General features: G+C 65.5%; 20 protein-coding genes. 7 read left to right on the plus strand and 13 right to left on the minus strand.

Annotated elements, in window-relative coordinates; genetic code table 11:
- Nucleotides 1-16 precede the first annotated feature (16 nt).
- Entirely contained in the window at nucleotides 17-805 is a 789-nt protein-coding gene (locus tag VG502_RS03175; RefSeq protein ID WP_325548574.1) for a sugar phosphate isomerase/epimerase family protein, read from the plus strand.
- A 19-nt stretch (nucleotides 806-824) separates the two neighbouring features.
- On the opposite strand, the gene VG502_RS03180 is transcribed toward VG502_RS03175, so the two are convergent.
- From VG502_RS03180 to VG502_RS03200, 5 genes are all read right to left on the minus strand, one after another.
- Nucleotides 825-1,238 carry a VOC family protein gene (locus VG502_RS03180; protein ID WP_325548575.1) on the minus strand — a complete coding sequence of 138 codons (414 nt, stop codon included), beginning with the start codon at nucleotides 1,236-1,238 and terminating at the stop codon, nucleotides 825-827.
- A gap of 44 nt (nucleotides 1,239-1,282) precedes the next feature.
- Nucleotides 1,283-2,311 (minus strand): hemolysin family protein, encoded by a 1,029-nt coding sequence (locus VG502_RS03185; protein WP_325548576.1) that lies wholly within the window; start codon nucleotides 2,309-2,311, stop codon nucleotides 1,283-1,285.
- The gene (locus tag VG502_RS03190) at nucleotides 2,308-3,627 is read right to left on the minus strand and encodes a hemolysin family protein (RefSeq protein ID WP_325548919.1); all 1,320 of its coding nucleotides are present in this window, start codon (nucleotides 3,625-3,627) and stop codon (nucleotides 2,308-2,310) included. Before VG502_RS03190 ends, VG502_RS03185 begins: the two co-directional genes overlap by 4 nt.
- A gap of 69 nt (nucleotides 3,628-3,696) precedes the next feature.
- Entirely contained in the window at nucleotides 3,697-4,275 is a 579-nt protein-coding gene (locus VG502_RS03195; RefSeq protein WP_325548577.1) for a PadR family transcriptional regulator, read from the minus strand.
- Nucleotides 4,272-5,111 (minus strand): DUF4097 family beta strand repeat-containing protein, encoded by an 840-nt coding sequence (locus tag VG502_RS03200; protein ID WP_325548578.1) that lies wholly within the window; start codon nucleotides 5,109-5,111, stop codon nucleotides 4,272-4,274. Before VG502_RS03200 ends, VG502_RS03195 begins: the two co-directional genes overlap by 4 nt.
- Nucleotides 5,112-5,304: 193 nt before the next feature.
- Between VG502_RS03200 and VG502_RS03205 the strand changes: the two genes are divergently transcribed.
- The 3 genes from VG502_RS03205 (at nucleotide 5,305) to VG502_RS03215 (ending at nucleotide 12,109) form a co-directional block, all read left to right on the plus strand.
- A complete protein-coding gene (locus VG502_RS03205; RefSeq protein WP_325548579.1) occupies nucleotides 5,305-6,783 on the plus strand; it encodes a sugar transferase in 1,479 nt (492 codons plus the stop codon).
- Nucleotides 6,784-6,787: 4 nt separating this feature from the next.
- Nucleotides 6,788-8,068: a PqqD family peptide modification chaperone gene (locus VG502_RS03210; protein ID WP_325548580.1), complete on the plus strand. Its 1,281-nt coding sequence runs from the start codon at nucleotides 6,788-6,790 to the stop codon at nucleotides 8,066-8,068.
- 192 nt (nucleotides 8,069-8,260) lie between these two features.
- Complete coding sequence (locus VG502_RS03215) at nucleotides 8,261-12,109, plus strand: multifunctional oxoglutarate decarboxylase/oxoglutarate dehydrogenase thiamine pyrophosphate-binding subunit/dihydrolipoyllysine-residue succinyltransferase subunit (protein WP_325548920.1); 3,849 nt, start codon at nucleotides 8,261-8,263, stop codon at nucleotides 12,107-12,109.
- A gap of 181 nt (nucleotides 12,110-12,290) precedes the next feature.
- On the opposite strand, the gene VG502_RS03220 is transcribed toward VG502_RS03215, so the two are convergent.
- Genes VG502_RS03220 through VG502_RS03235 form a run of 4 tightly spaced genes read right to left on the minus strand, consistent with a single transcriptional unit; the run spans nucleotide 12,291 to nucleotide 16,324 of the window.
- On the minus strand, nucleotides 12,291-13,181 hold the full coding sequence (locus VG502_RS03220) for an ABC transporter permease (RefSeq protein WP_325548581.1): 891 nt from the start codon (nucleotides 13,179-13,181) through the stop codon (nucleotides 12,291-12,293).
- Complete coding sequence (locus VG502_RS03225; protein ID WP_325548582.1) at nucleotides 13,178-14,023, minus strand: ABC transporter permease; 846 nt, start codon at nucleotides 14,021-14,023, stop codon at nucleotides 13,178-13,180. Before VG502_RS03225 ends, VG502_RS03220 begins: the two co-directional genes overlap by 4 nt.
- Nucleotides 14,023-15,156: an ABC transporter ATP-binding protein gene (locus tag VG502_RS03230; protein WP_325548583.1), complete on the minus strand. Its 1,134-nt coding sequence runs from the start codon at nucleotides 15,154-15,156 to the stop codon at nucleotides 14,023-14,025. The genes VG502_RS03225 and VG502_RS03230 overlap by 1 nt, the downstream gene beginning before the upstream one ends.
- On the minus strand, nucleotides 15,137-16,324 hold the full coding sequence (locus VG502_RS03235; RefSeq protein ID WP_325548584.1) for a polyamine ABC transporter substrate-binding protein: 1,188 nt from the start codon (nucleotides 16,322-16,324) through the stop codon (nucleotides 15,137-15,139). Before VG502_RS03235 ends, VG502_RS03230 begins: the two co-directional genes overlap by 20 nt.
- Before the next feature lie 222 nt (nucleotides 16,325-16,546).
- Between VG502_RS03235 and VG502_RS03240 the strand changes: the two genes are divergently transcribed.
- Nucleotides 16,547-16,723 (plus strand): DUF6104 family protein, encoded by a 177-nt coding sequence (locus VG502_RS03240; RefSeq protein ID WP_325548585.1) that lies wholly within the window; start codon nucleotides 16,547-16,549, stop codon nucleotides 16,721-16,723.
- Nucleotides 16,724-16,734: 11 nt separating this feature from the next.
- Entirely contained in the window at nucleotides 16,735-17,394 is a 660-nt protein-coding gene (locus VG502_RS03245) for a GDSL-type esterase/lipase family protein (protein WP_325548586.1), read from the plus strand.
- 77 nt (nucleotides 17,395-17,471) lie between these two features.
- On the opposite strand, the gene VG502_RS03250 is transcribed toward VG502_RS03245, so the two are convergent.
- Nucleotides 17,472-17,756, minus strand: a complete 285-nt coding sequence (locus tag VG502_RS03250) for a LysR family transcriptional regulator (protein WP_325548587.1) — start codon at nucleotides 17,754-17,756, stop codon at nucleotides 17,472-17,474.
- 133 nt (nucleotides 17,757-17,889) lie between these two features.
- Nucleotides 17,890-18,513 (minus strand): hypothetical protein, encoded by a 624-nt coding sequence (locus tag VG502_RS03255; RefSeq protein ID WP_325548588.1) that lies wholly within the window; start codon nucleotides 18,511-18,513, stop codon nucleotides 17,890-17,892.
- Between the two features lie 1,087 nt (nucleotides 18,514-19,600).
- On the opposite strand from VG502_RS03255, the gene VG502_RS03260 reads away from it, so the two are divergent.
- Nucleotides 19,601-20,680: an acyltransferase family protein gene (locus VG502_RS03260; RefSeq protein WP_325548589.1), complete on the plus strand. Its 1,080-nt coding sequence runs from the start codon at nucleotides 19,601-19,603 to the stop codon at nucleotides 20,678-20,680.
- A 7-nt stretch (nucleotides 20,681-20,687) separates the two neighbouring features.
- Here VG502_RS03260 and VG502_RS03265 read toward each other — a convergent pair whose 3' ends face one another.
- Together VG502_RS03265 and VG502_RS03270 are read right to left on the minus strand one after the other, a co-directional pair.
- Nucleotides 20,688-21,770, minus strand: a complete 1,083-nt coding sequence (locus VG502_RS03265) for a glycosyltransferase (RefSeq protein WP_325548590.1) — start codon at nucleotides 21,768-21,770, stop codon at nucleotides 20,688-20,690.
- Nucleotides 21,767-23,083, minus strand: a complete 1,317-nt coding sequence (locus VG502_RS03270; protein ID WP_325548591.1) for a hypothetical protein — start codon at nucleotides 23,081-23,083, stop codon at nucleotides 21,767-21,769. Before VG502_RS03270 ends, VG502_RS03265 begins: the two co-directional genes overlap by 4 nt.
- Nucleotides 23,084-23,086 lie beyond the last annotated feature (3 nt).

The raw sequence follows: 23,086 nt of genomic DNA on the forward strand, positions 1-23,086 counted from the left end.
GGCCTAGCCTGAATCCATGTCAGACGAGTCCGCGTCCGCTGACTGGATCGACCGCACCGGCATCTGCTCGGTGACGTTCCGCCGGTTGGCACCACCCGCGCTTGTCGACGTCACCGCTGCAGCGGGACTTCGGTGCATCGAGTGGGGTTCCGACATACACGCTCCTGCGGACGACCCGCGTGCTCTCGATGAGGTACGCAGGTACACGCTCGACGCCGGACTCACGGTCAGCTCGTACGGCAGCTACTGGCGCGCGGGCGAGCGCAGTTCATCACCGTCGATCGAGGAGTTGGTGTCGGGCGCGGTGCGCCTCGGCGCTCCCCGCTTGCGGGTCTGGGCCGGGTCGGTCGGGTCTGCGGAATGCCCCACGCCGCAACGGAATCGGATCGTTGCCGACCTTCGACGCGCGGCGGAGGTCGGTGCCGACAGCGGCATACGGATCGGCTTGGAGTTTCATCGGCTCACCCTCACCGACACGGTCGAGTCGACGCTGCGACTGCTGGACGAGGTCGGGCACGACAATCTCGCGACCTATTGGCAGCCGCGCGTCGACGAGCCGGCCGGCGACGCGATCGAGGGGCTGCGGCGGCTGGTCGATCGGGTCTGCGCGGTGCATGTCTTCTCCTGGTGGCCCTTCGCGGAGCGGCTGCCACTCACCGATCGCGCCGATCTCTGGCGGGGCGTGACGGCGCTGCTGCGCGCATCCACGCGGCCGATGGATCTGTTGCTGGAGTTCGTCCCCGACGACGACCCCGCGGTGCTGTCGCGCGAGGCGGAGACGCTGCAGTCGTGGCTCAGCCCGTGAGGTCCCTCGAACCACGCGGTCACTGCACCAGCAGACAGAACGGATGCCCGGCCGGATCAGCCAGCACGTAGAGCGGCTCACCGCCATCGGCCGAAAGGTCATGCAGGACACGAGCGCCCAGCTGCACGGCACGCTCGCGGTGGCGCTCGAGCTCCTCGACAGTGGGCACCCTGAAATCCATGTGCAGCTGCATCGGCACATCCTCGGCCGGCCACGTCGGCGGCCTGGTGTCCTTCTTCTCCTGGACGGTCAGCACGCGCTCGCCCGTGTCGTTCAGCAGCACGAGCCAGTCTGCGTCATCGGGCGCACCCTCCGGCGGCGGTCCGTCGCCCGGCCGATAGTGCAACCCGAGCAGTTGTCGATAGAACTCCGCGAGCGCTCGACAGTCGCGAGCGTCGATCGCCGTGTGCAGCAGGACGGGGTATGCCGACATGGGCTCCTCCTCGATCGGAAGTCCCTGTCACGCTAGTACGGCGGCTACCGCTGGGTGGCGTCGTCGACCTCACCGACGAGTTCCTCGAGCACGTCCTCGAGGAAGACCACGCCGAGCACCTTCGCCGCGGCACTGTCGACGACTCGCGCGAGGTGCGCGCCGCTGCGCTGCATGGTGACGACCATGTCGTCGACCTCGTCGGTCGGAGCGACGGTCGCGAGCGGGCGGATGCGACGAGGCGGCACCGGCTCGGCATACGCCTCCTCGGTCGCGTAGAGCACGTCCTTCAGGTGCACGTAACCGGCGATGACGCCACGGCGGTCGAGCACCGGATACCGCGAGAAGCCGTGCTTGGCGACGAGCCGCTCGATGTCCTCGGGCGTGGCGCCGACGCTGACGGTGATCAGCTCGTCGACCGGCACGGCGACGTCCGCAGCGACGCGATCGGTGAACTCCAGCGCACCCTGCACCCGCGCGGACTGCTCCTCCAGCAGCAGGCCCTCACGCTGCGACTCCGCGACGATCAGCTCGACCTCCTCGGCCGAAAACGCTGACGTGGCTTCGTCTTTCGGCTCCACACCCAAGCGGCGAACGGCCCACTTGGCGATCGCTTCGAGCGCGCGAATGATCGGGCCCAGCACCCGCGTCACCCACAACAGCGCGGGCGCGAGCAACAGTGCGGCGCGGTCGGGGCCGGCGATCGCGAGGTTCTTCGGCACCATCTCGCCGAGCACGACGTGCAGGTAGGCGACGATCAGCAGGGCCAGCAACAGGGCGACGACGGTCGCCATACCGTGCGGCGCGCCGATGCTGGTGAAGATCGGCTCGATCAGGTGGTGCAGCGCGTCCTCGGCGACGGCACCGAGCAGCACCGAGCACACGGTGATGCCCAACTGCGCGCAGGCGAGCAACGACGAAACATTCTCCAGCGCCTCAAGACTCAGCTTCGCGCGCTTCGACCCGGACGCGGCGAGCGGCTCCAGTTGCGAGCGCCGCGCCGCCATCACCGCGAACTCCGCACCGACGAAGAACGCGTTGCCCATCAGGAAGACCAGCGACAGGACGAGCTTCATTCGGTCCCCTCCGCCTCAGCCGGTATGACGGGGGCAATCCGCACCCGGTCGACGCGCCGACCGTCCATGGCGACCACCCGCAGCGACCAGCCCTCCAAGGCGACCTCGTCCCCGACCTGCGGCACACGGCCGACCGTCGCCATCACGAAACCACCAACGGTCTCGTAGTAGGCGCCCTCGGGGATCGTTGCGCCGATCCGGTCGTGCACCTCGTCCGGGCGCCACAGCCCGGGCACGGTCCAGGACCCGTCCGGCAGAAGGCGACTCACGTCCACCCGCGGGTCGTGCTCGTCGCTGACCTCGCCCACGATCTCCTCGATGACGTCCTCGAGCGTGACGACGCCGGAGGTGCCGCCGTACTCATCGACGACGATCGCGAGCTGGAAGCCGCCGGCGCGCAGCAGGAGCAGCAGCGGGTCGAGCAGCATCGTCTCCGGCACCAGCACCGGCTTGATCATCAGTGCTGTCACGGGCACGTCGTCACGACGGTCCTGCGGCACCGCGATGGCCTTCTTGACGTGGACCACGCCGACGACGTCGTCCCAGTCGTTGCCGATCACCGGGAAACGTGAATGCCCAGTGTTACGAGCCAGATCCACCACATCGGTGGCAGTGGCATCGCGTTCGACATACACACAACGCACGCGTGGACTCATGACGTCCGAGGCGGTCCGCTCACCGAAGTTGAGCGACCGCGTGAGCAGTCGTGCGGTGCCCTCCTCGAGCGTCCCGGCCTCTGCCGAGCGACGCACCATCGAGGACAGCTCCTGCGGCGTACGTGCCGCGCTCAACTCCTCCTGCGGCTCGATCCCGAAGCGACGCAGCACGGCGTTCGCCGACCCGTTGAGTATGACGATCAGCGGCTTCGTCACGGCAGCGAAGACCCGCACCGGTCCGGCGACGATCTTCGCCACCGCCAGTGGCGCGGAGATGCCCAGGAACTGCGGGATCAACTCGCCGAAGATCATCGAGAAGAGCGACGCGATGACCAACGCGACCACCGTGGCGACAGCCGCCGATGCGGTGCCGGAGATGCCGATCGACTCGAGCGGATCCTCCAGGAGCGAGCCGAGGGACGGCTCGACCAGGTAGCCGAGCACCAGTGTGGTGATCGTGATGCCGACCTGGGCCGCGGACAGTTGGGTCGAGAGCCGGCGCAGTGCGACCAGCACGACACCGGCACGGACATCACCGCCGTCGATGGCACGCTGCACCGTCGGGCGGTCGAGTGCGACCAGGCTGAATTCGGCGGCAACGAAGAGAGCGGTGCCGACGGTCAGCACGACCCCGGCGAGGATGAGGAGCCATTCCACCAACATGTCGCGCACATACTTTCATGCGGCCCGCGAAACGTCCGCATTTGCAAGGGCGCGGGGTGGGGACCCCTACTTCAGCTGGTCGATCTGGCGCTGCGCCTCGTGCACGATCCGCAGCGCCGCGGTGCGCACGGTGTCACTCGTATGACGCGAACGCACCAGCTTGCGAGCGCTCTGCCGCAACTCGTTGATGGCGGCCTCGAATTCGCCGCTGGCCTGTCCGCGCGACGTGTAACCGCCGGATGCGGGCTTGGCGACCCGACGCGCTTCCTGCGCTGCCGCCTTGAGCTCGGCGCGCAGGTCGGCCGCATCGCCCTTGACCCGCGAGCGCACATCTTCGGCGAGTTGGCTGACCGATCTGTCGAGGTCGTCCTCGAGGTCGCCGAGATCGGACTGGCGCCTGGCCACCTCCGCCCGGCCGGCATCGGTGATCGTGTAGGTCACCTTGCGGCCGTCGTCGCCACGGCTGACCAGCCCCTCCTCCTCCAGCTTGGCCAAGCGCGGATAGACCGTGCCGGCGCTCGGCGTGTAGAGGCCGTTGAAGCGCTGCTCGAGGTCGCGCATGATCTCGTAGCCGTGCCGCGGCCCCTCCTCCAGCAACGACAATAGGTAGAGCCGCAATTGCCCATGCGCGAAAACCGGGCTCATGTCTGGTCTTTCACAAGACTCGGACCTGCGGGAGCGGCACGCAGCACCACGACGTCACCGGAGACCGACGACGCCTCGATCCGCAGCGCCTCGTCGCCGTCACGCGCCTCGCCTCCCCGATGCCACTTGCCACCGAGCTTCATGCCGTCGACGATCGCAGCCCCACTCATCGTGGACACCTTGACCCGATAACCACCCCCGGCGGGCACCCGCACCGTGACATTCCCGGACACGGTGTTGGATTCGACGCGCATGCTGCTGTTGGTCAGGTCGAGCGTGATGTCACCCGAGACCCCGTTGAGTTCGACCGGGTCGAGCACGCTGTCCTGCACGGTGATGTTCCCGGACACGGTGTTGGCCTCGAGTCGTCCGCACAGCTTGCGACCCTCGAAAGTGCCTGACACGCCATTGATCTCCATCCGGCCGTCGATGTCGTCCGCGGTCACATCGCCGCTGACGGTGTTGAGCGACGTCCGTGCATGTATGCCGCTCACCACCGCTCCGGCGCTGACGGTGTTGATGTCCGTTCGGGCATCCCGTGGGATGGCCACCGAGACCCGCGCCCTGATCTGCGTCGACCCGCCGCCGAAGCTCTTCAACGTCTCCCACAGGTTGCCGTCATGCTTGACGTGGCTGATCTCCAGCTTGTGGCCGTTCCAGTTGACCTTGAGCGGCGGTCCGACGACCTCCTGGACCTCGACCTGCGCGGTCGGTGCATCGTGGGTCACCACATCGACGTGGCCGCCGACGAGGCCCACCGTCAGCCGGTCGACGCGCTCCCCCTCGCCGCCGATGTCGAGCACCTTCGGCCCATCGATCTCCCACTGCTGCGCCATGCCGCTTCTCCTCTTCGTCAATCACGACATATCGCGTCTATCAAAACACGACATGTCGCAACTGGCAATACTGTCCCGCTACTGCTCGGTTTTCGGACATCAGCTTCGCGGCATACAACGTCCGCGCTACCATCCGACGGGGAGGAGGCGGCATCACGCATTCTCCAATTGCCTTGAATCGCAGGGAGATGCAATGGGTGTCGCCGAGCACGTCAGGCCCGACAGGGCCTTCCGGCGTTCGACCCTGCGCACCGACGTCGCCCAGCAGCGACACCGTTTCCGCACCGTCGTCGCCGCGCTCGATCTCCTCGCCATCGCCATCGCCATCGTGATCGCCGTGCTGCTGCGGTTCGGCAACGACGAGGCCCGGGTCAACACCGGAACCGGCGCCCTCGGTTACACCTCCTTCTCCATCCTGCTCGGCATCGCGTGGGCCATCGGCCTGCATGCCACGCAGTCCTACCGCTCGGAGCTGTTCGGCTTGGGCGACGGAGAATTCCGGCGGGTCGCTCGCGGGACGTTCGGCGTCTTCGGCACGGTCGCGATCGTCGCGCTGTTGACCAAGCTCGATCTCGCCCGCGGCTACCTGGCCATCGCCTTCCCCCTCGGCCTCGTGCTGCTCCTGTTGGAACGCGTCATCGTCCGCCGCTGGATCGTGCGCCGGCGCCTGCAGGGTTCCTACTGCGACCAGACGCTGATCATCGGCACGCCGCCGGAGGTTCGGTTCGCAGCCGCCACGATCGCCCGCAACCCGGCCGCGGGTTACCGAATCGCCGCGGTGTCGATCATCGGCAACACCAACTCCCCGTTCGTGCTCTCCGATGGCACCGAGGTCGACAACCTGGGACCGATCGGCGACGTGTCGGCGCTCGCCGGGTCGATCAACGCGCTGATCGTGGCCGGCCAGAGCGCGATCACCCCGGCGGAGCTCCGGCAGATCGGCTGGCAGCTGGAGGGCACCGACATCCGGCTGGCACTCACCAGTTCCATGACCGATGTGGCAGGCCCGCGCATCCACCGGCGTCCGATCGAGGGGCTGCCGCTGATGAGTGTGGAGTCGCCGACCTACTCGGGACGGAAGTTCCTGGTCAAGCGCACACTCGACATCGCGCTCAGCGCGTTCCTGATCCTCATCCTGTCCCCGGTGCTCGCCGTCATCGCCGCATGCGTCCACCTCGAGGATCGGGGCCCGGTGCTCTTCCGCCAGGTCCGGGTGGGGGTCAACGGCCGCACCTTCCGGATGACAAAATTTCGCTCCATGGTCGTCAATGCCGAGCAGTTGCGCGACGACCTCGTCTCCGACGACACCAGCGGCGTCCTGTTCAAGATGAAGAACGACCCGCGCATCACCCGTGTCGGCAGATTCATCCGCACCTATTCGCTGGACGAGTTGCCGCAACTGTTCGATGTTCTCGTGGGCAACATGTCGCTCGTCGGACCTCGGCCGCCGCTGCCCGACGAGGTGCGTCGCTACGAGAAGCACGTCCACCGCCGTCTCAATGTGAAGCCCGGCGTGACCGGCCCGTGGCAGGTGGGCGGTCGCTCCAACCTGACCTGGTCGCAGAGTGTCCAGAAGGATCTCTACTACGTCGAGAACTGGTCCGTCACCGGCGACCTGGCAATCCTGGCCCGCACCGTGCGTGCGGTCCTCCAGCGGGACGGAGCACACTGACTCGATGCTCCTCACCGAGAGCATGCCGATGAAGCAGGCCGTCAATCTCGCACACGCGCTCTGTCAGGCGGTCGCCGACGAAGCGGGCGTTCGCGCCCTGTTCCTCAAGGGACCGACCGCAGCGATGCAAGGGCTGCGCTCCACCAGCCACGTGTCCGGAGATGTCGACGCACTGTGCGTGCCCGCCGACCGGGACGCCATGGAGGCCGGTTTGCGCGCGCGTGGCTGGCGACTACGCCCGGTGTCGACCGCCGCTCGCGAATTCACCACGCACTCCGTCACATTCATCCATGACTCGTGGCCGTGCGACATCGACCTGCACACCACGTTCCCCGGCATGCTCGCGGATCCGGTGACGACGTTCGACGCACTCTGGGAGCGACGCGAAGAACACCTGCTCGCAGGCGTGCCGGTCATGACACCCGACCGCGTCGCGCAGTTCCTCATCCTCGTCCTGCACGGCCTGCGCTCCCCTGGCCTGGTTCGCAACGCGCAGGAGATCGAACGCGCACGCTCCATGTACCGCTCGGACCTCACCGACTGCGAACGTGCCGCATTGCGGGAGCTGGTGGCCCGGACGGAGTCGGCCGAGCCGACGCAGGACTTCTTCCGCAGTGTCGGCGACCCGGTCGAGGTGCCCTCACGGCCCTCGCCCAGCTACGCGCTCTGGCAGTTGAAGACCGGCCCGAGCCGGACCGAGAGCTGGATGGTCTACGCGATCGAATCCCATGGGTGGCAACGCGCCCGGATTCTGTTCCGGGCGCTGCTGCCGACGCGCGCCGACATGTACGCCGATCACCCCGAGAGCGCGGAAGGCGTATGGCGCCTTACCCGTGCCCACATACGCCGGCTTTCGCGAGCGGCACGCCTGACACCACGGGCGGCCGGTCAGGTGGCACGTGCGCGACGCGCACTCACCGCCCCGCAACCGGACCCCGCCGCCACGGACAGCGCACCGACCGTGACCGCCCCGCAGCCCCAGCATTCGCCGCGACGTCCTGTCACGCCGGCCCGGACACCACTGATCGCGCCACACGCGTCCGAGTGGACCGACGACCGCGAGATCCTCTTCGTGCTACCACTGCAATCGACCACCTCCGGTGTCCTGGCACTGCGAGACACCGCGGCAGCGCTCTGGACGTTGATCCAGGAAGCGGGCACCTCCCCCGACGGGTTGGCTTCTGCTGCCTGCGCGTACTGGGAGATCCCCGCGGAGGTCGTGCGCGATGACGTCGCACTCTTCCTCGCGCAACTGGTCGACTGCGGCGCCCTGCTCGCCGCGTGAGGCGACTCGGCCGACCGACGACACGCCCCGGATGTCGGGAAATCTCGCCATAGCACACGCCGTTGACCTGCTGTGGCTTCAGCCGGCGCGAGCGTTAGGCTGGACGGGTATGGCGATCCCCGTCGTCATACGCCTGAAACCCGCACGGCCGACACCTCAGAATGGCCGTGCCGACCTTGATGAAAGAGGCGCATTCGCGTGTCATCCCAGTCGCCTGACCCGCTCGCGACATTCGGACCCAATGAATGGCTCGTCGACGAACTGTACGAGCAGTACAAACAGGACAAGAACTCCGTCGACAAGGCGTGGTGGAGCTTCTTCGCGGACTACAAGCCCAGGACGCCGGACGCGCAGTCGGGCAACGGCGGGCAGTCAGCCACGACGACGTCGGGGACGAGCGACATGGCAACTGCCGAGGCCAAGAGCCCGGACAGCAAGAACCCGAATGCCACCGAGGGCGCCGGGACGACGAGCAAGTCCCCGGCCGCCGAGCCGCCCAAGGGTGCAGCGCGACGGGCTCCGAAGGACGCACCGCGGCCCAACCCCCGCGACTGGGAACTCAAGAACGCCAAGGTCATCGCCCGCGATGCCGCGACCCCCAAGGTCCCTGACGTCGACCCGGCCGAGGACCAGAGCGTTCCGCTGAAGGGCGTCGCCGCTCGCATCGTCACCAACATGGAGGCCAGCCTCGAGGTCCCGACCGCGACCAGCGTGCGCGCGGTCCCGGCCAAGCTGCTGATCGACAACCGCATCGTCATCAACAACCACCTGTCCCGCAGTCGCGGCGGCAAGGTCAGCTTCACCCACCTCATCGGCTACGCCATCATTCGCGCTCTGAAGCTCATCCCGGAGATGAACTACTCGCTCGGCGAGGACGACAAGGGCAAGCCGACCCTGATCAAGCCGGGTCACGTCGGGTTCGGCCTGGCGATCGACCTGCAGAAGCCGGACGGCTCGCGCACCCTGGTCGTGCCCAGTGTCAAGGGCGCCGAGGAGATGGACTTCGCGCAGTTCTGGGCGTCATACGAGGAGATGGTCCGCAAGGCGCGGGGCAACAAGCTGACGCTGGAGGACTACGCCGGCACGACGATCAGCCTGACCAACCCGGGCGGCATCGGCACGGTGCACTCGATCCCCCGCCTGATGAAGGGCGCGGGCGCGATCATCGGCGTCGGCGCGCTGGAGTACCCCGCCGAGTGGCAGGGTGCCAGCTCCGACACGCTCAACAACAACGCCGTCAGCAAGATCATCACGCTGACCTCCACCTACGACCACCGCGTCATCCAGGGCGCGGTCTCGGGTGAGTTCCTGCGCGTGGTGCACCAGTTGCTGCTCGGTGGCGACGGCTTCTACGACGACATCTTCCAGTCGCTGAAGATCCCCTACGAGCCGATCCGCTGGGTCCAGGACATCGACGCCGGTCACGACGACGACATCAACAAGGTCGCGCGCGTCCAGGAGCTGATCCACGCCTACCGCGTGCGCGGCCACCTGATGGCCGACACCGACCCGCTGGAGTACAAGCAGCGCCGGCACACCGACCTCGACGTCACGACGCACGGCCTGACGCTCTGGGACCTGGACCGCACGTTCCCCACCGGCGGGTTCGGCGGCAAGCCGTTCCTGAAACTGCGCGACATCCTCGGCATCCTGCGCGACGCCTACTGCCGCTCGATCGGCATCGAATACATGCACATCCAGGACCCCGAGCAGCGGGCCTGGATCCAGAGCAAGGTCGAGAAGGGCTACGAGAAGCAGTCCAGCGCCGAGCAGCTGCGCATCCTGCGGCGGCTCAACGCGGCGGAGGCCTTCGAGACCTTCCTGCAGACGAAGTTCGTCGGCCAGAAGCGCTTCTCGCTCGAGGGCGGCGAGTCGGTCATCGCGATGATCGACCGCATCCTGTCCGAGGCCGCCGACACCAGGATGGACGAGGTCTGCATCGGTATGCCGCACCGCGGCCGCCTCAACGTGCTGGCCAACATCGCCGGCAAGTCCTACGGGCAGATCTTCCGCGAATTCGAGGACCAGCAGTCACCGAAGTCGGTGCAGGGTTCGGGCGACGTGAAGTACCACCTCGGCACCGAGGGCACCTTCACCTCCGACGCCGGCAACAGCACCAAGGTCTACCTCGCGGCCAACCCGTCCCACCTGGAGGCGGTCAACCCGGTGCTCGAGGGCATCGCGCGCGCCAAGCAGGACCGCATCAATCTGGCCGGCGCCGATTTCACCGTGCTGCCGATCCTGATGCACGGCGACGCGGCGTTCGCCGGGCAGGGTGTCGTCGCCGAGACGCTCAACCTCTCGCAACTGCGCGGCTACCGCACCGGCGGCACGATCCACATCGTCGTCAACAACCAGGTCGGCTTCACGACCGCACCGTCGCAGAGCCGCAGTTCGACATACAGCACGGACGTCGCCCGGATGATCCAGGCGCCGATCTTCCACGTCAACGGCGACGACCCCGAGGCGTGCGTCGGGGTCGCGGAGCTGGCGTTCGAATACCGGCAGAAGTTCAATCGCGACGTCGTCATCGACATGGTCTGCTACCGCCGCCGTGGTCACAACGAGGGCGACGACCCGTCGATGACCCAGCCGATGATGTACAAGCTCATCGAGTCCAAGCGCAGTGTCCGCAAGCTCTACACCGAGGCACTCATCGGCCGCGGCGACATCACGCCGGAGGAGGCCGAGGCAGCGCTGAAGGATTACCAGAAGCAGCTCGAGCGGGTCTTCACCGAGACCAAGGCCGCCAAGAACGAGTCGTCTGCCCCGGCCGCCGACAGCTCGGTCGGCACCGACGCCGAGGGCCACGGCGGGCTGGAGCGCCCGTCCGCCCAGGAGGAGGACGACACCCGCGCCGACGGCAGCGTCTTCGACACCGCGATCACCAGCGACGAGCTGCTGACCATCGGCAAGACGTGGGCCAGCCCGCCGGACGGCTTCACGGTCCACCCGAAGCTGGCCAAGCTGATGCAGCGTCGTTCGGACATGACGACCAGCGGTGGCATCGACTGGGCGATGGGCGAGATGCTCGCGTTCGGGTCGCTGCTGATGGAGGGCACCCCGGTGCGCCTCGCCGGTCAGGACAGCCGCCGCGGCACGTTCGTGCAGCGACACTCGGTGCTGATCGACCACACCAACGGTAACGAGTGGACTCCGCTGCGCTACCTGTCCCAGGACCAGGCGTGGTTCTGGGTCTACGACTCGCTGCTGAGCGAGTATGCCGCGCTCGGCTTCGAATACGGCTACTCCGTCGAGCGTCCCGACGCCCTCGTGCTGTGGGAGGCGCAGTTCGGTGACTTCGTCGACGGTGCGCAGACCATCATCGACGAGTTCATCAGCTCCTCGGAGCAGAAGTGGACCCAGCGTTCCTCGGTCGTGCTGCTGCTGCCGCACGGCTACGAGGGCCAGGGCGCCGACCACTCCTCGGCACGCATCGAGCGTTTCCTGCAGCTCTTCGCCGAGGACAACATGACGATCGCCTACCCGTCGACGCCGGCGTCGTACTTCCACCTGCTGCGTCGTCAGGCAGCGGCCCGCCCGCGCCGGCCGCTGATCGTCTTCACACCGAAGCAGCTGCTGCGCCTGAAAGCCGCGACCTCCAACACCGAGGACTTCACCAACGGTCGCTTCCGTCCGGTGATGTCCGACCACGAGTCGCCGAAGCCGGAGGACGTGACCCGCGTCCTGCTGGCGTCGTCGCGCGTGGTCTACGACCTGGAGGCCGAGCGCGCCAAGCGAGAGGACAAGCAGACCGCGATCGTGCGCGTGGAGCAGCTTGCACCGATCCCGGCACAGGAGATCGCCGCGGAGCTGGCCAAGTACCCGCACGCCGAAATCGTCTGGGTGCAGGACGAGCCGAAGAACCAGGGCGCCTGGCCCTTCATGGCGCTCAACCTGCCGGAGTTGCTCGCTCCGCTCGGCGAGACCCGCCCGCTGCGGCTGGTCTCCCGTGCGGCGTCCGCGGCCCCGGCCACCGGCTCGCACAAGCGCCACGACGAGCAGCGTGACCAACTCGTCAAGGACGCCTTCGACCGCTGATCGACAACACGAGTGGGGCCGCACACCGACCGGTGTGCGGCCCTTCTTGTATGTCGTTCGCGTGCGCCGGCCGGGCCGGTCCCGAACCGGCGACCGTTGTCACTTAGGCACGCAGATTCAGCCCGAACCCGTCCCGAACCGGCGACCGTTGACACTTAGGCACGCGGCGGGAGTATGCCGATCAGGCCTTGGCACGCTTCGACCGGCGGCTGAACACGTCACCCATCAGCACGAAGACCACGGCGAGCAGGAACATGATCGTGCCGATCACGTTGACCTGCATGGGCACACCGCGCTGCGCCGAGCCCCACACGAACATCGGGAACGTCGTGGTCTGGCCGGCATTCAGGTTGGTGATGATGAAGTCGTCGAAGGACAGCGAGAAGCTGAGCAGCGATGCGGCGAGTATGCCGGGCAGGACGAGCGGGAAGGTGACCTTCCAGAACGCTTGCCGTTCATTGGCATACAGGTCCATCGCGGCGCTCTCGAGATCCTCGTTCATGCCGCCGAGCCGTGCTTTGACGGTGACGATCACGAACGACAGGCAGAACATCACGTGCGCGATCAAGATGGTGACGCCACCGAGATGAGCGCTCTGGTGCATCGACACGAAGAGCGCGAGCAGCGACGAACCCATCACGATCTCCGGTGACGCCATCGGCAGGAAGATCACGATGTTGGCCAGGGACCGTCCGGCGAACTTGTGCCGCACCAGCGCGAACGCGGCCATGGTGCCGATCGCGACCGAGATCAGCGTCGCCACGACGCCGATCCACAGGCTGGTCTTCAGCGAGGAACACATCCCCTGCGGGCCGCAGATGTTGGTCCAGTTGTTCGTCGTAAAGCGTTGGAACGAATACAGATTGCGATTCTTGCTGCTGTCGTTGAAGCTCATCAGCATGACGACCGCGATCGGCAGCAGCATGTAGGCGAGCACCAGCAGCCCGATGATGAGCGCGAACCTCTCGCCGATGACGCGCCGGACCTTGGTGCCGAAGCCCGGTCCGCGTGTTGGTGCCGAGGAGCCGGTGGGTGCCATGCGGTCGGCGAGAGCCTTCGTGGGAGGTGTCATACCAGTTCCTCAGTGCCGCTCTTACGGATCCAGATCATCACCATCACCAGAATGATCACCATCAGCACGACCGACAGTGCACCGGCAGCGGCGTAGTCGTTGCTCGTGGTGAACAGGTCCTGTATGACGTTGCCGACCATCCGCTGGTTCGGGCTGCCGAGCAGTTGCGCGTTGATGTAGTCACCGGTCGCGGGGATGAAGGTCATCAACGTCCCGGACACGACACCGGGCAGCGACAGCGGGAAGGTGACCTTCCAAAACGCTTTGACCGGAGTGGAATACAGGTCCCCGGCTGCCTCGATCAACCGCGGATCCATCTTCTCCAGACTCGCGTAGAGCGGCAGCACCATGAACGGCAGGAAGTTGTAGGTCAGGCCCGCGATGACAGCGACCGGTGTGGCGAGCAGGTGCCCGTCGTGCCCGAGGACGTGGACGCCCTTCAGCGAGTTCACGATGACCGAGTCGTCGCCCAGGATCAGCTTCCAGGACAGCGTCCGCACCAGGAAGCTGGTGAAGAACGGCGCCGCCACCAGCACCAGCATCAGGTTGCGCCACCGGCCCGCCTTGAACGCGATCGCATAGGCGAGCACGTAGCCCATCAGCAGGCACAGCAGGGTGGCGATGACGCCATACACCAGCGAGCGCAGGATGAACGGCCAGTACTTGTCGATCACGTGCGGGAAGTTCTGCACGTGCCACGTCATGTGGTAGCCGGTGTTGATCGAGCCCTTCGGGTTGAAGAGGCTCGCCGCCACCAGCGAATAGAACGGTATGACGAAGAACAACCCCAGCCAGACGGCCGCCGGCGCGAGCAGCAGGTAGCCGGTGTATTTGCGCTTCACTAGTCGTCCTCGATGCCGGCGTTGACGTCCTGGCTGGCGTCGAGCAGGAAGGCGTACTCCGGCCGCCACGAGACCGAGACCTTGGTGCCCGGAGCGAGCAGCCCGCGCGCCCCGGTGTTCTGCTCGAACGCCATCAGCTCGGCGCCCCACGGCATACGCACCTGGTACTGCGTGCTGACGCCGATGAAGCTCGCGTCGGTGATCACCCCACCGTTGAGTGTGTTGCCCGGTGCGTCGATCTCCTCACCCTCGGGGGCGATCAGCACCTTCTCCGGGCGTATGCCGAGCCAGCCCTCCCCCGAGTCACTGTGTGCACGGTCGGCCGGCACCGACACCTTGGTGCCGTGCATGTCGCCCACCACGAAATCGCCCTCATGACCGTGGATCGTGGTGGCGATCAGATTCGACTGGCCGAGGAAGTTGGCGACGAAGGTGGTCTTGGGGTTCTCGTAGAGCTCGCTGGGCGCACCCATCTGCTCGATGACTCCGCCATTCATCACCGCAATGGTGTCGGCCATCGTCATGGCCTCCTCCTGGTCGTGGGTGACGTGCACGAAGGTGAGACCGACCTCGGTCTGAATCCTCTTGAGTTCCAACTGCATTGCCCGCCGCAGCTTGAGGTCGAGAGCACCGAGCGGCTCGTCGAGCAGCAGCACCTCCGGGCGGTTGATCAGGGCACGCGCGAGCGCCACTCGCTGTTGCTGGCCACCGGACAGCTGGGCCGGTTTCTTCTTCGCCTGCGCCTGTAACTCGACCAGTTCGAGCATCTGGTCGACAGCCGACTTCACTTCCTTCTTGCCCCGGCGGCGCAGTCCGAAGGCGACGTTGTCGGCGATCGTGAGGTGCGGGAAGAGCGCGTAGCTCTGGAAGACGGTGTTGACCGGGCGCCGGTAGGGCTTCTCGTAGGTGATGTCGAGATCGCCGAGATGGATGCTGCCCGACGTCGGGCGCTCCAGCCCCGCGACCATCCGCAGCGTGGTGGTCTTGCCGCACCCGGACGGGCCGAGCAGCGCGAAGAAGGAACCTTGGGGCACCACCAGGTCGAGCGACCTCACGGCGGTGAAAGTGGCGAATTCCTTTGTCAGCTGGGAGATTCGCAGGTCTCTGCCACCCTCATCCACCTTGGACGTCATTGAAGTCTCCCTTGTAGTCGCGCTCTTTGTATTCGGCCAGGCTCATGAACGAGTGGGTCTGCTTCAGCGTCTTCTCGGACGGGAAGATCAGCTGGTTGTCGACGAGGGACTTGTCGACCTTCGCCATCGCCTCCTTGGCACCCTTCACCGGGCAGATGTAGTTGTTGTATGCCGCCAGCCGCGCGGCCACTTCCGGCTCGTAGTAGTAGTTGATCCACTCCTCGGCATTGAGCTCGTGCTGCGCCATGTTGGGGACCAGCATGTTGTCGGACCAGATCATCGCGCCCTCCTCGGGCGTCACGAAGACGAGGTTCTTGTCGCCGGAGGCGGCGATGTCTCCGGACCAGGCGATGGAGGCCTTGAGGTTCCCGGCCGACAGGTCGTTGATGTAGTCGTTGCCGGTGAAGGCGCGAATCTGACCTATTTCTCGTGCTTTTCGCAGCTTCTCGATCGCCCGCTGCCATTCGGCGTCGTTGAACTTCGATGGGTCGGCCCCGTCGGACAGCAGGACCAGCCCCATCGTGTCGGGCATCTCGATCAGCACCGAGATGCGCCCTCGCAGGTCGCGACGGGTCAGCAGGTCGGTGACGTTGTGCACGCCACCGGGCAGCACCTTCTTGTTGTAGGCGATGCCGGCCAGCCCACCCTGCCACGGCGCGGAGTACTTGCGCGTCGGGTCGAAGTCGACGTGCTTGTACTGGTCCAGGAGGTTCTTGTGCAGGTTGGGCACCTTGGCCGCGTCGAGCGGCTGGACCCACCCGAGGTCGATCATCCGGGCCGCCATCCAGCCGGTCAGCACCATCAGGTCGCGACCGGTGCTCTGGCAGCCGCCGAGCTGGTTCTTCACCTTGGCGAAGAACTCGTCGTTGTCGTTGATGTCCTCGGTGTACGTGACCCGGATGCCGGTGCGTTGCTCGAAGTCCTGCATCGTCGTCCTGGTCTTCGAGCCCTTCTCGGGCTGGTCGATGTAGAGCGGCCAGTTGGACACTCGCAATCGCTTGTCCGAGGAGCGATCGGCCACCCGGCACGACGAGGGGCGCTGCTTGAGGCTGGGTGTGCCGAAGGCCGGTAACGCGGCAACGCTGCCGATGCCGAAGGCGCCGGCAGCACCCCATTTGAGGACGGAGCGCCGGTCGAGGGACCGTGGAGCACCGGAGGATCTGGTCAAGGGGGAACCTTCCGAAGAGAACCCGGAAAGCCTGGCACGGCAACCACCCGCCGACAAGCAGGTCGCGGATTTCGTTGCGGCCGTGATCAAGGCATGGACAAACCGCGGAATGACGCCATTTTCGGGGCTACGGAATCCGCACATCATGCGGGGACACGAAGGTGACCGAGGAGGTCGCGAGGGACCGGGCGACCATCTCCCGCCCCGCTGCACAATAGGCCCATGTACTTCACGGACCGAGGCATCGAAGAACTGGCCAATCGGCGCGGTGACGAGGACGTCACCCTGGGCTGGCTGGCGGATCAGTTACGCACCTTCGTCGACCTGAACCCGGACTTCGAGACACCTGTGGAGCGACTCGCGACGTGGCTTGCCCGACTCGACGACGAGGATGAGTGAGAATAGCCCACGTGACAAACCACCACGACGGCAGCGATCCGGAGTTCAGCCCCACCACGCGCTTTCACGTGACTGAGGGCGATCGTCGGGTCGGTCTCTGCTTCGTCGGCGACTCATTCGTCGCGGGCCTGGGCGACCCGAAGGCCCTCGGTTGGGTCTCTCGTGTGGTGGCGCGCACACCCCACTCGGGCATCGACCTCGCGAGCTACAACCTCGGCATCCGAGGACAGAGCTCGACCGACGTGCTCGCCCGGTGGCAGGAAGAATGCGAGCCTCGCTGGGCGAAGGCCAACGAGCGCCGCCTCGTCGTCAGCGTCGGCCTCAACGACATCGCGCAGGGCCTGACGACGGCGCGCTCCCGTCTCAACCTCGCCAACATCCTCGACGACGCGTCGTCATCGGCGATCTCCTCGTATGTCGTGGGGCCCTCCCCCACCATCGACGCGGAAACCAACGACCGGTTGCAGATTCTCGTCGACGCGCAGTCGGACGTCTGCTCACGTCGTGGCATCACGTATGTCGACTGCTTCCGCCCACTGCTCGGCCACGACCAGTGGCACGCCGATTTGGCCTCCGGCGACGGCATGCACCCCGGTCAGGCGGGGTACGGCCTCATCGCGTGGCTCGTGCTGCACGCCGGCTGGCAGAGCTGGCTGCAGCTCGACAGCTGATTCACGGCCCGCAATAACAAAGGGCTGCCGCACCACATTCGGTGCAGCAGCCCTTTGTTCTTGCGTCTATTGCCGAGTCAGACCTCTTGCTTCTTCCCCAACGTGGCAGCAGTCGTGTCCAGCCGATCGATTGCTGCAATTGCTTCCACCGCCTGCGGCGCGATCTTGTTGCCCGCGCCGGTCAGCAGGTTCCGTCCGTCCCTCTGACTGCGATGCAGCAGCCGCACGTGCCAACGACGTTCCAAGCCGCGAATATGGGCTCGAACCGTGGAGGGGTCGTAATGCAGTGTGCGTGCAGCCGCACTGACCCCTCCCGTGCGTACCACTGCGACAAATGATCGCAACGCATCCACGCTGCGCATCTCGTGTACCTCCCATGTCCCTGCCCTCGATGAGGACCCCATGCCGCTGTATTTTTCGCCCACCGGTTGTCGCGCGGCTTCCCACAGTGACGACGGACGAATGTCGGCCGCCCACCCGGATCCGGCGACGGAATCAGGCGTGCGGCGTCGTCTCGAACGTGTTAGTGCCGGCAGGCGAGGTGGTGGTGATGCGCCAGCTGACCATGTTCGTCGTCGAGACCCCCGGCATCGACGACGGCATCCGAATGTCGTACGTGATGGCGTCACAACCGTCGTGGATGTTACAAGTGTCCGCGGTCCAAGTCAGAGTCCAGGTCCACGTCTGGCGACCGCCACCGGTGGATGGAACGCCGAAGTACTGGTTGGAGTTCGTCGACGTCTGTGCGTCGTAGCCGGTGCATTCGAAGTACTGGCCACAGCCACCGAGATGGTTGTCGCGGGGCACCAGGAACGGCCAGGTGTTCGTCCCCCGGGCAAGGGTTGGTCCCGTCAACTCCGTCATGACCACCGTGACCACGGATCCCTTTCCGTAGCACGCGGCCGTGTTGCAACCGGCACCGCCCTGGTACACGCCGCTGACATTCTTCGTCGGCGGGTAGGAGGCGTCACCCAACGGGTCACCCGCTGCCAACGCGGGCGTGGACTGGTTGAACGCGCCCGCTGCCGACGCGGAGGTCGGGTACATGACATAGGGCAGGTACATGCCGTCGTGTCCGTTGGTGTTCCTGAAATTGTTGTAGGTGTTCTGCCATGGCACCGAACAGATCATCCCAGCGCATACGCTTGACGGAGTCGAAGCGGCCGACGCCGGCGCAAATGTTCCGATAGCGATCACTGGAACCGCCCAAGCGGCACCCCGTGCCACCGTGCGTCGAGGAACGACCCGATTCGAGTCTTCTGTCATGGCCTAATTCACTTTCTGTTAATTTGATTCGGCCGACGCATTACGTCGCCGCGCGGGCGCAGTTCAGCTTGCGCCCACCCCCGAGTGGCGAGATTGTCAGTGCGCGATTCCGCGGGTCAACTTTGAGGGAGACTTCACCCGTTGGCTTGACCGCCGCACGGGGCGCCTGCTAAGGCATCGGACCGGTGATGATTCACAGGCGATCAACGACACCCGAATCCCCTAACGGGCGTATGAGTCCGGCGTCAAGCCGCCGAGCGAAACTCGCCCCAACAACGGCCTCGATTGGACATCCGATCAATTGATGCCCGAATCTGAACAGACGGATAGCTGCGCATCTGGGGGGTGCAGCTGGCCATTTCGGGAAAAGGCCGCTTTCGAGCATGGGAGTGCTTTACGTGGAGTCGTGCGAGAGGATGGGAATCGTTGCACATTGTTCTGATCGTTCTCCTCTCGATCTACTCCGTGTCGATCGTCGTCGTCGCACTGCTTATCGGACACGCGATATGGCGAGAGCGCGCCTTGGCGCTTCCGGCGCCCCTGCGCCCGAACACGGTCCAGCCATCGCCGGCGTCCGAGCCAGCAACGCAACCGGTTCAACCACACGAGAGACATGCCACTCATGAATCTCCTCCGTCGTAAGACGGCAGAAGACCTGTGCCGCCGATGCGGGCACATCGCCGGCCACCACGTGAACACCAGCGTTGGCTGTCGGCTGTGCGCTTGCCCGCGCAGCCCCGGACAGGTGATGCGCGGTATCGATCCGGACCTACAGGTCCGCCGTCGGCGGGGCAGATAGACGACGGCCAACGAGCGCAGGCAGCCCCCGGAACTGGGCCGCGAGCGAAAGGAACCGAAGTCAACGACTTCCTTCGACCAAACCGCGATCAGCTCTCGATAGCATGGTGACGAATTTCGACACGAATTGCATCGGGGGGACATGTTCAGGCAACCGGCCGCGATCTCCGACGGTCCGCGCCGTGGGCAGCGAACTCTCGGTTTCGATCTCATCCGCATTGCTGCTGCGTCATTCGTTCTGTGGGGACATTCGGAACTGCTCAAGAACCTTCCCGGTGTCGCGTTCTATTTTTCTGACCGAAAGGTCGCCCTGGGCACCATCGGTGTCCAGATATTCTTCGCTGCCAGTGGCTTCTTGGTGGCCAACAGTTGGTTACGGAGTCGCAGCCCGAGAGAGTTTGCATACCACCGGTTCTTCCGTATATGGCCAGGAATCGCGATCATGGCACCGGTCGTCGCACTCCTCATCGGACCGCTCTACACGACAACTCCGACATACTTCACCGAACCGTCGACGTGGACCTTCATCGCGCGAAATTGGTTGGTGATTCCCTTCCAACAGACGCTGCCCGGCGTTTTCACCTCGTCGCGCATTCCTGAGGCGAACGGCACCTTGTGGAGCTTGGGACTGGAGGTGGGCTGCTACGTCATGGTTGCCGCGCTGGGCGTCCTTGGGCTTCTGAAGCGGTCGGTGTGGCTGCTCGTCTGTGGCAGTGTCGTGACGGCCCTGCTTTCGTGGACCTATGTTTCACATGCTGTGCTCGGCGATGGAATGACCATGCGCTTGGGGTGCGTCAGCTGCTTCATCACCGGCATGACGATCCGCAGCATCAACCGCGCCATTCCGGCATACCTCGCCGCATCAAGCATCGTCGTTATCCTGATCGCCGCGCTGCTTCATGCGCCGTTCTCCGGGCCGGCCGCGCCGTTGCTCGCGATCGCAACCATCTTCCTGGGAACGCGACGATGCACCTGGGCGAGACCCATTACCCGCTTGGGTGATCCCTCCTACGGCGCCTACATCTATGGTTTTCCACTCCAGCAGATGATTCTCTCCGGTGCAGGAGGTATAGGACACATCCCATTCGCCGTTGCGTCCGTGTCCGCCGGCCTCGGTGCCGGGTACCTCTCGTGGCATCTGATCGAGAAGCACGCAATCCAATACGGCCGACAAGCCGCTCGTCGCGTGAACGCAGACGCACTCGTTCGAACCACTGCGTAGCGCCGGGCTACGCCCCAGTCACTCGCTCCACGACGGCCTTCATCGCCGGGAGACACGCATCGATCGAGAAGCGCTCAATAGCGCTCTCCCGCGCCCGTTCCCCGAGGACGCGGCGGGTCGCGGGGTCGGCTCCACGCTCGAGGGCTGCGCTGAGAGCCTGCCGGTTTCCCGCGTCGAAGAGAATTCCCGCGTCGCCGAGCGCCCATCGGATGGGTGGGAGGTCAGACGCGATGACCAGTCGGCCCGCCATCATGCCGTCGATCAACTTGGCCGGCAGCTGTCCATGGGTGAACGGCGTCGACTTGCTGGGTATGACGGCGATGTCACTCGACCGCAGCAGTTCCATGGCCGCCTCGAACGGAAGTCTCCCGACCCAGTCCTCGTTGTCGCGAGCATCCGGAGGGGCTTCATCGGTGACGACCAGCTTGAATCTCTCCGGACCGAATCCCGCCACGGCATCTCGCACTTCGTCGATCCCCTTGTGCTGGCGCGCTGTCCCGATGAAAGCCACTGTCGGCTTCTCCGAGGTGTGGTCCGCGCCGCGCGCTCCGATGGTTCGCGCATGGGGAACGATGGTGCCACCATGACTTCGCTGTAGCTGCGGGTTGCTCACGATGTATTCGATCCTGCCGTTGAGTCGGTGGCGCCACCGCGCAACGCGAGCCATCTTCAGCGCGATGAGGGGGTGCCGCCCCCACCGAGCGCTGACGCGCCACAACGGTACGGAGTATGGCGACCAGACTTCTTGGTCCGGGTCGTCATAGTCGAGGATCATTCGGCGCCCAGTCGCATCGACGATCGGCGCAAGGAGCCCGAACGACTCAGGCAGCGCCTTCGTCGCAATCACCACATCGCTCCGAGCGGCAAGATCGGCGAGCGCGTCGGCGCGACCGGCACCATCCAGCGAGCCCAATCCCTGACACGCGCTCGCGAATTCCGTGCCGACCACTGGTTGCCAAATGTCAGCGTCGCCGGGCGCGACGACAGAGACTTCCCACCCGAGCTCGCTGAGCAGAGTCCAGGTGACCATCGTGCGGCCCAAGGAGTTCTCGCCGAGACTCGGCGTCACGATCACGGCGCGTCGCGTCAACGCGTCGGCACCTTATCCAGCTGGAGTGCGACAACGGCTGTTGGATCAGCGACCGCGCTTTCGTCCTTGACACCGTTCCGCACACCGATACCGGCAGCCGCAGAGAACATCACGATCATCGGCCCCCAGAACAGCGAATCGAAGAAGGCGCAGCCGATGAAGATCACGAGAAGCAGTGATCGGTTGATCACCTGCCCGGTCCGCCAGCCGACGACCGCAATAAGCACGAGGACCAGGAGAGACACGAGGCCCCCTGTGGCGACCGTCGAGACGTACTGATTGTCGACCACCCGGAGCTCGTTGGTCTGGCGAAGGATGTTGGAGTCGAAGAGGCTGGGGATCGATGACCAGCCGTGCCCCAAGAGCACGCTGTGCGTGTCCATCCCCAGCAGATTTTCGAGCGACTTCAAGGCGTTCGAACGATTGGTGTACGACCCGGTTTCCTGCCACTCGCCGACGATTTCCGCGATCAGCGAATACGCGGCGTAGCCGATCGCAAGAAATGTGATCCCGCCGATGATTCTGGCCCCGAACGATATGCGCACCTGGGGCGAGAGCATCCAATACGCAACCAAGGCGAGGAGCGTGAGAACGGCGCCACGTGATCCTGACAGCAGCAAGAACCCAACCAATGGCACCGCAAGAACCACGCGATGTCGGACAGGTCGTGTGCGCCAGAAGACCAGTCCGACACATCCGAACACCATGACGGCACCGAACAGGATGCTGTGCCCGGTGGCACCCTCGAGTCGAGGGATGCTGGTCGGAACGATGTTGTTGGACTGCACGAAATCGGCGGTGCCCGAGGCGTTCTTCGCATACCCCCAGACCGGTTTTCCCCTCCATATCTCGACAAGGGCACAACCACATTGCACGAGCGCGGTCCACACCAGCCACTGCATCAGCCGGATCACGCCGGATCGGTCGATGTAGCGGGCGACCAGTGCCACCGGTATCGCGACGACCGCCACCTCCAGCAGACTGCGCAGTCCATTGGAAGCAACCGTGTTCGTCAGGAACAACTGGAGCAGCCAGAAGCCGCACACGAGACAGGTCTCCAGCCTGCGGGATGCCTTTCGCCGTTCAACTGGTGGCCACCGAAGCAGCGCAATGCCAATGACGATGAAGCTGATGAGCGACGTGAGGTGCAAATGTCCCGGAAGACGGTCGGTCTGCGCTCGGGTAGCAACGGTCTGCAGCAAATAAACGAAGCCGAGCGCGTCCGCTGGCGCGTTTCGCCATCCGCCGATGCAAAGCCGCACTGCCATCGCGATCGAGGAGACCGCGATCACTATGAAGAGAATCTCCTTCATGAG

Source organism: Flexivirga sp., from assembly GCF_035551235.1.
GTDB lineage: Bacteria > Actinomycetota > Actinomycetes > Actinomycetales > Dermatophilaceae > Flexivirga.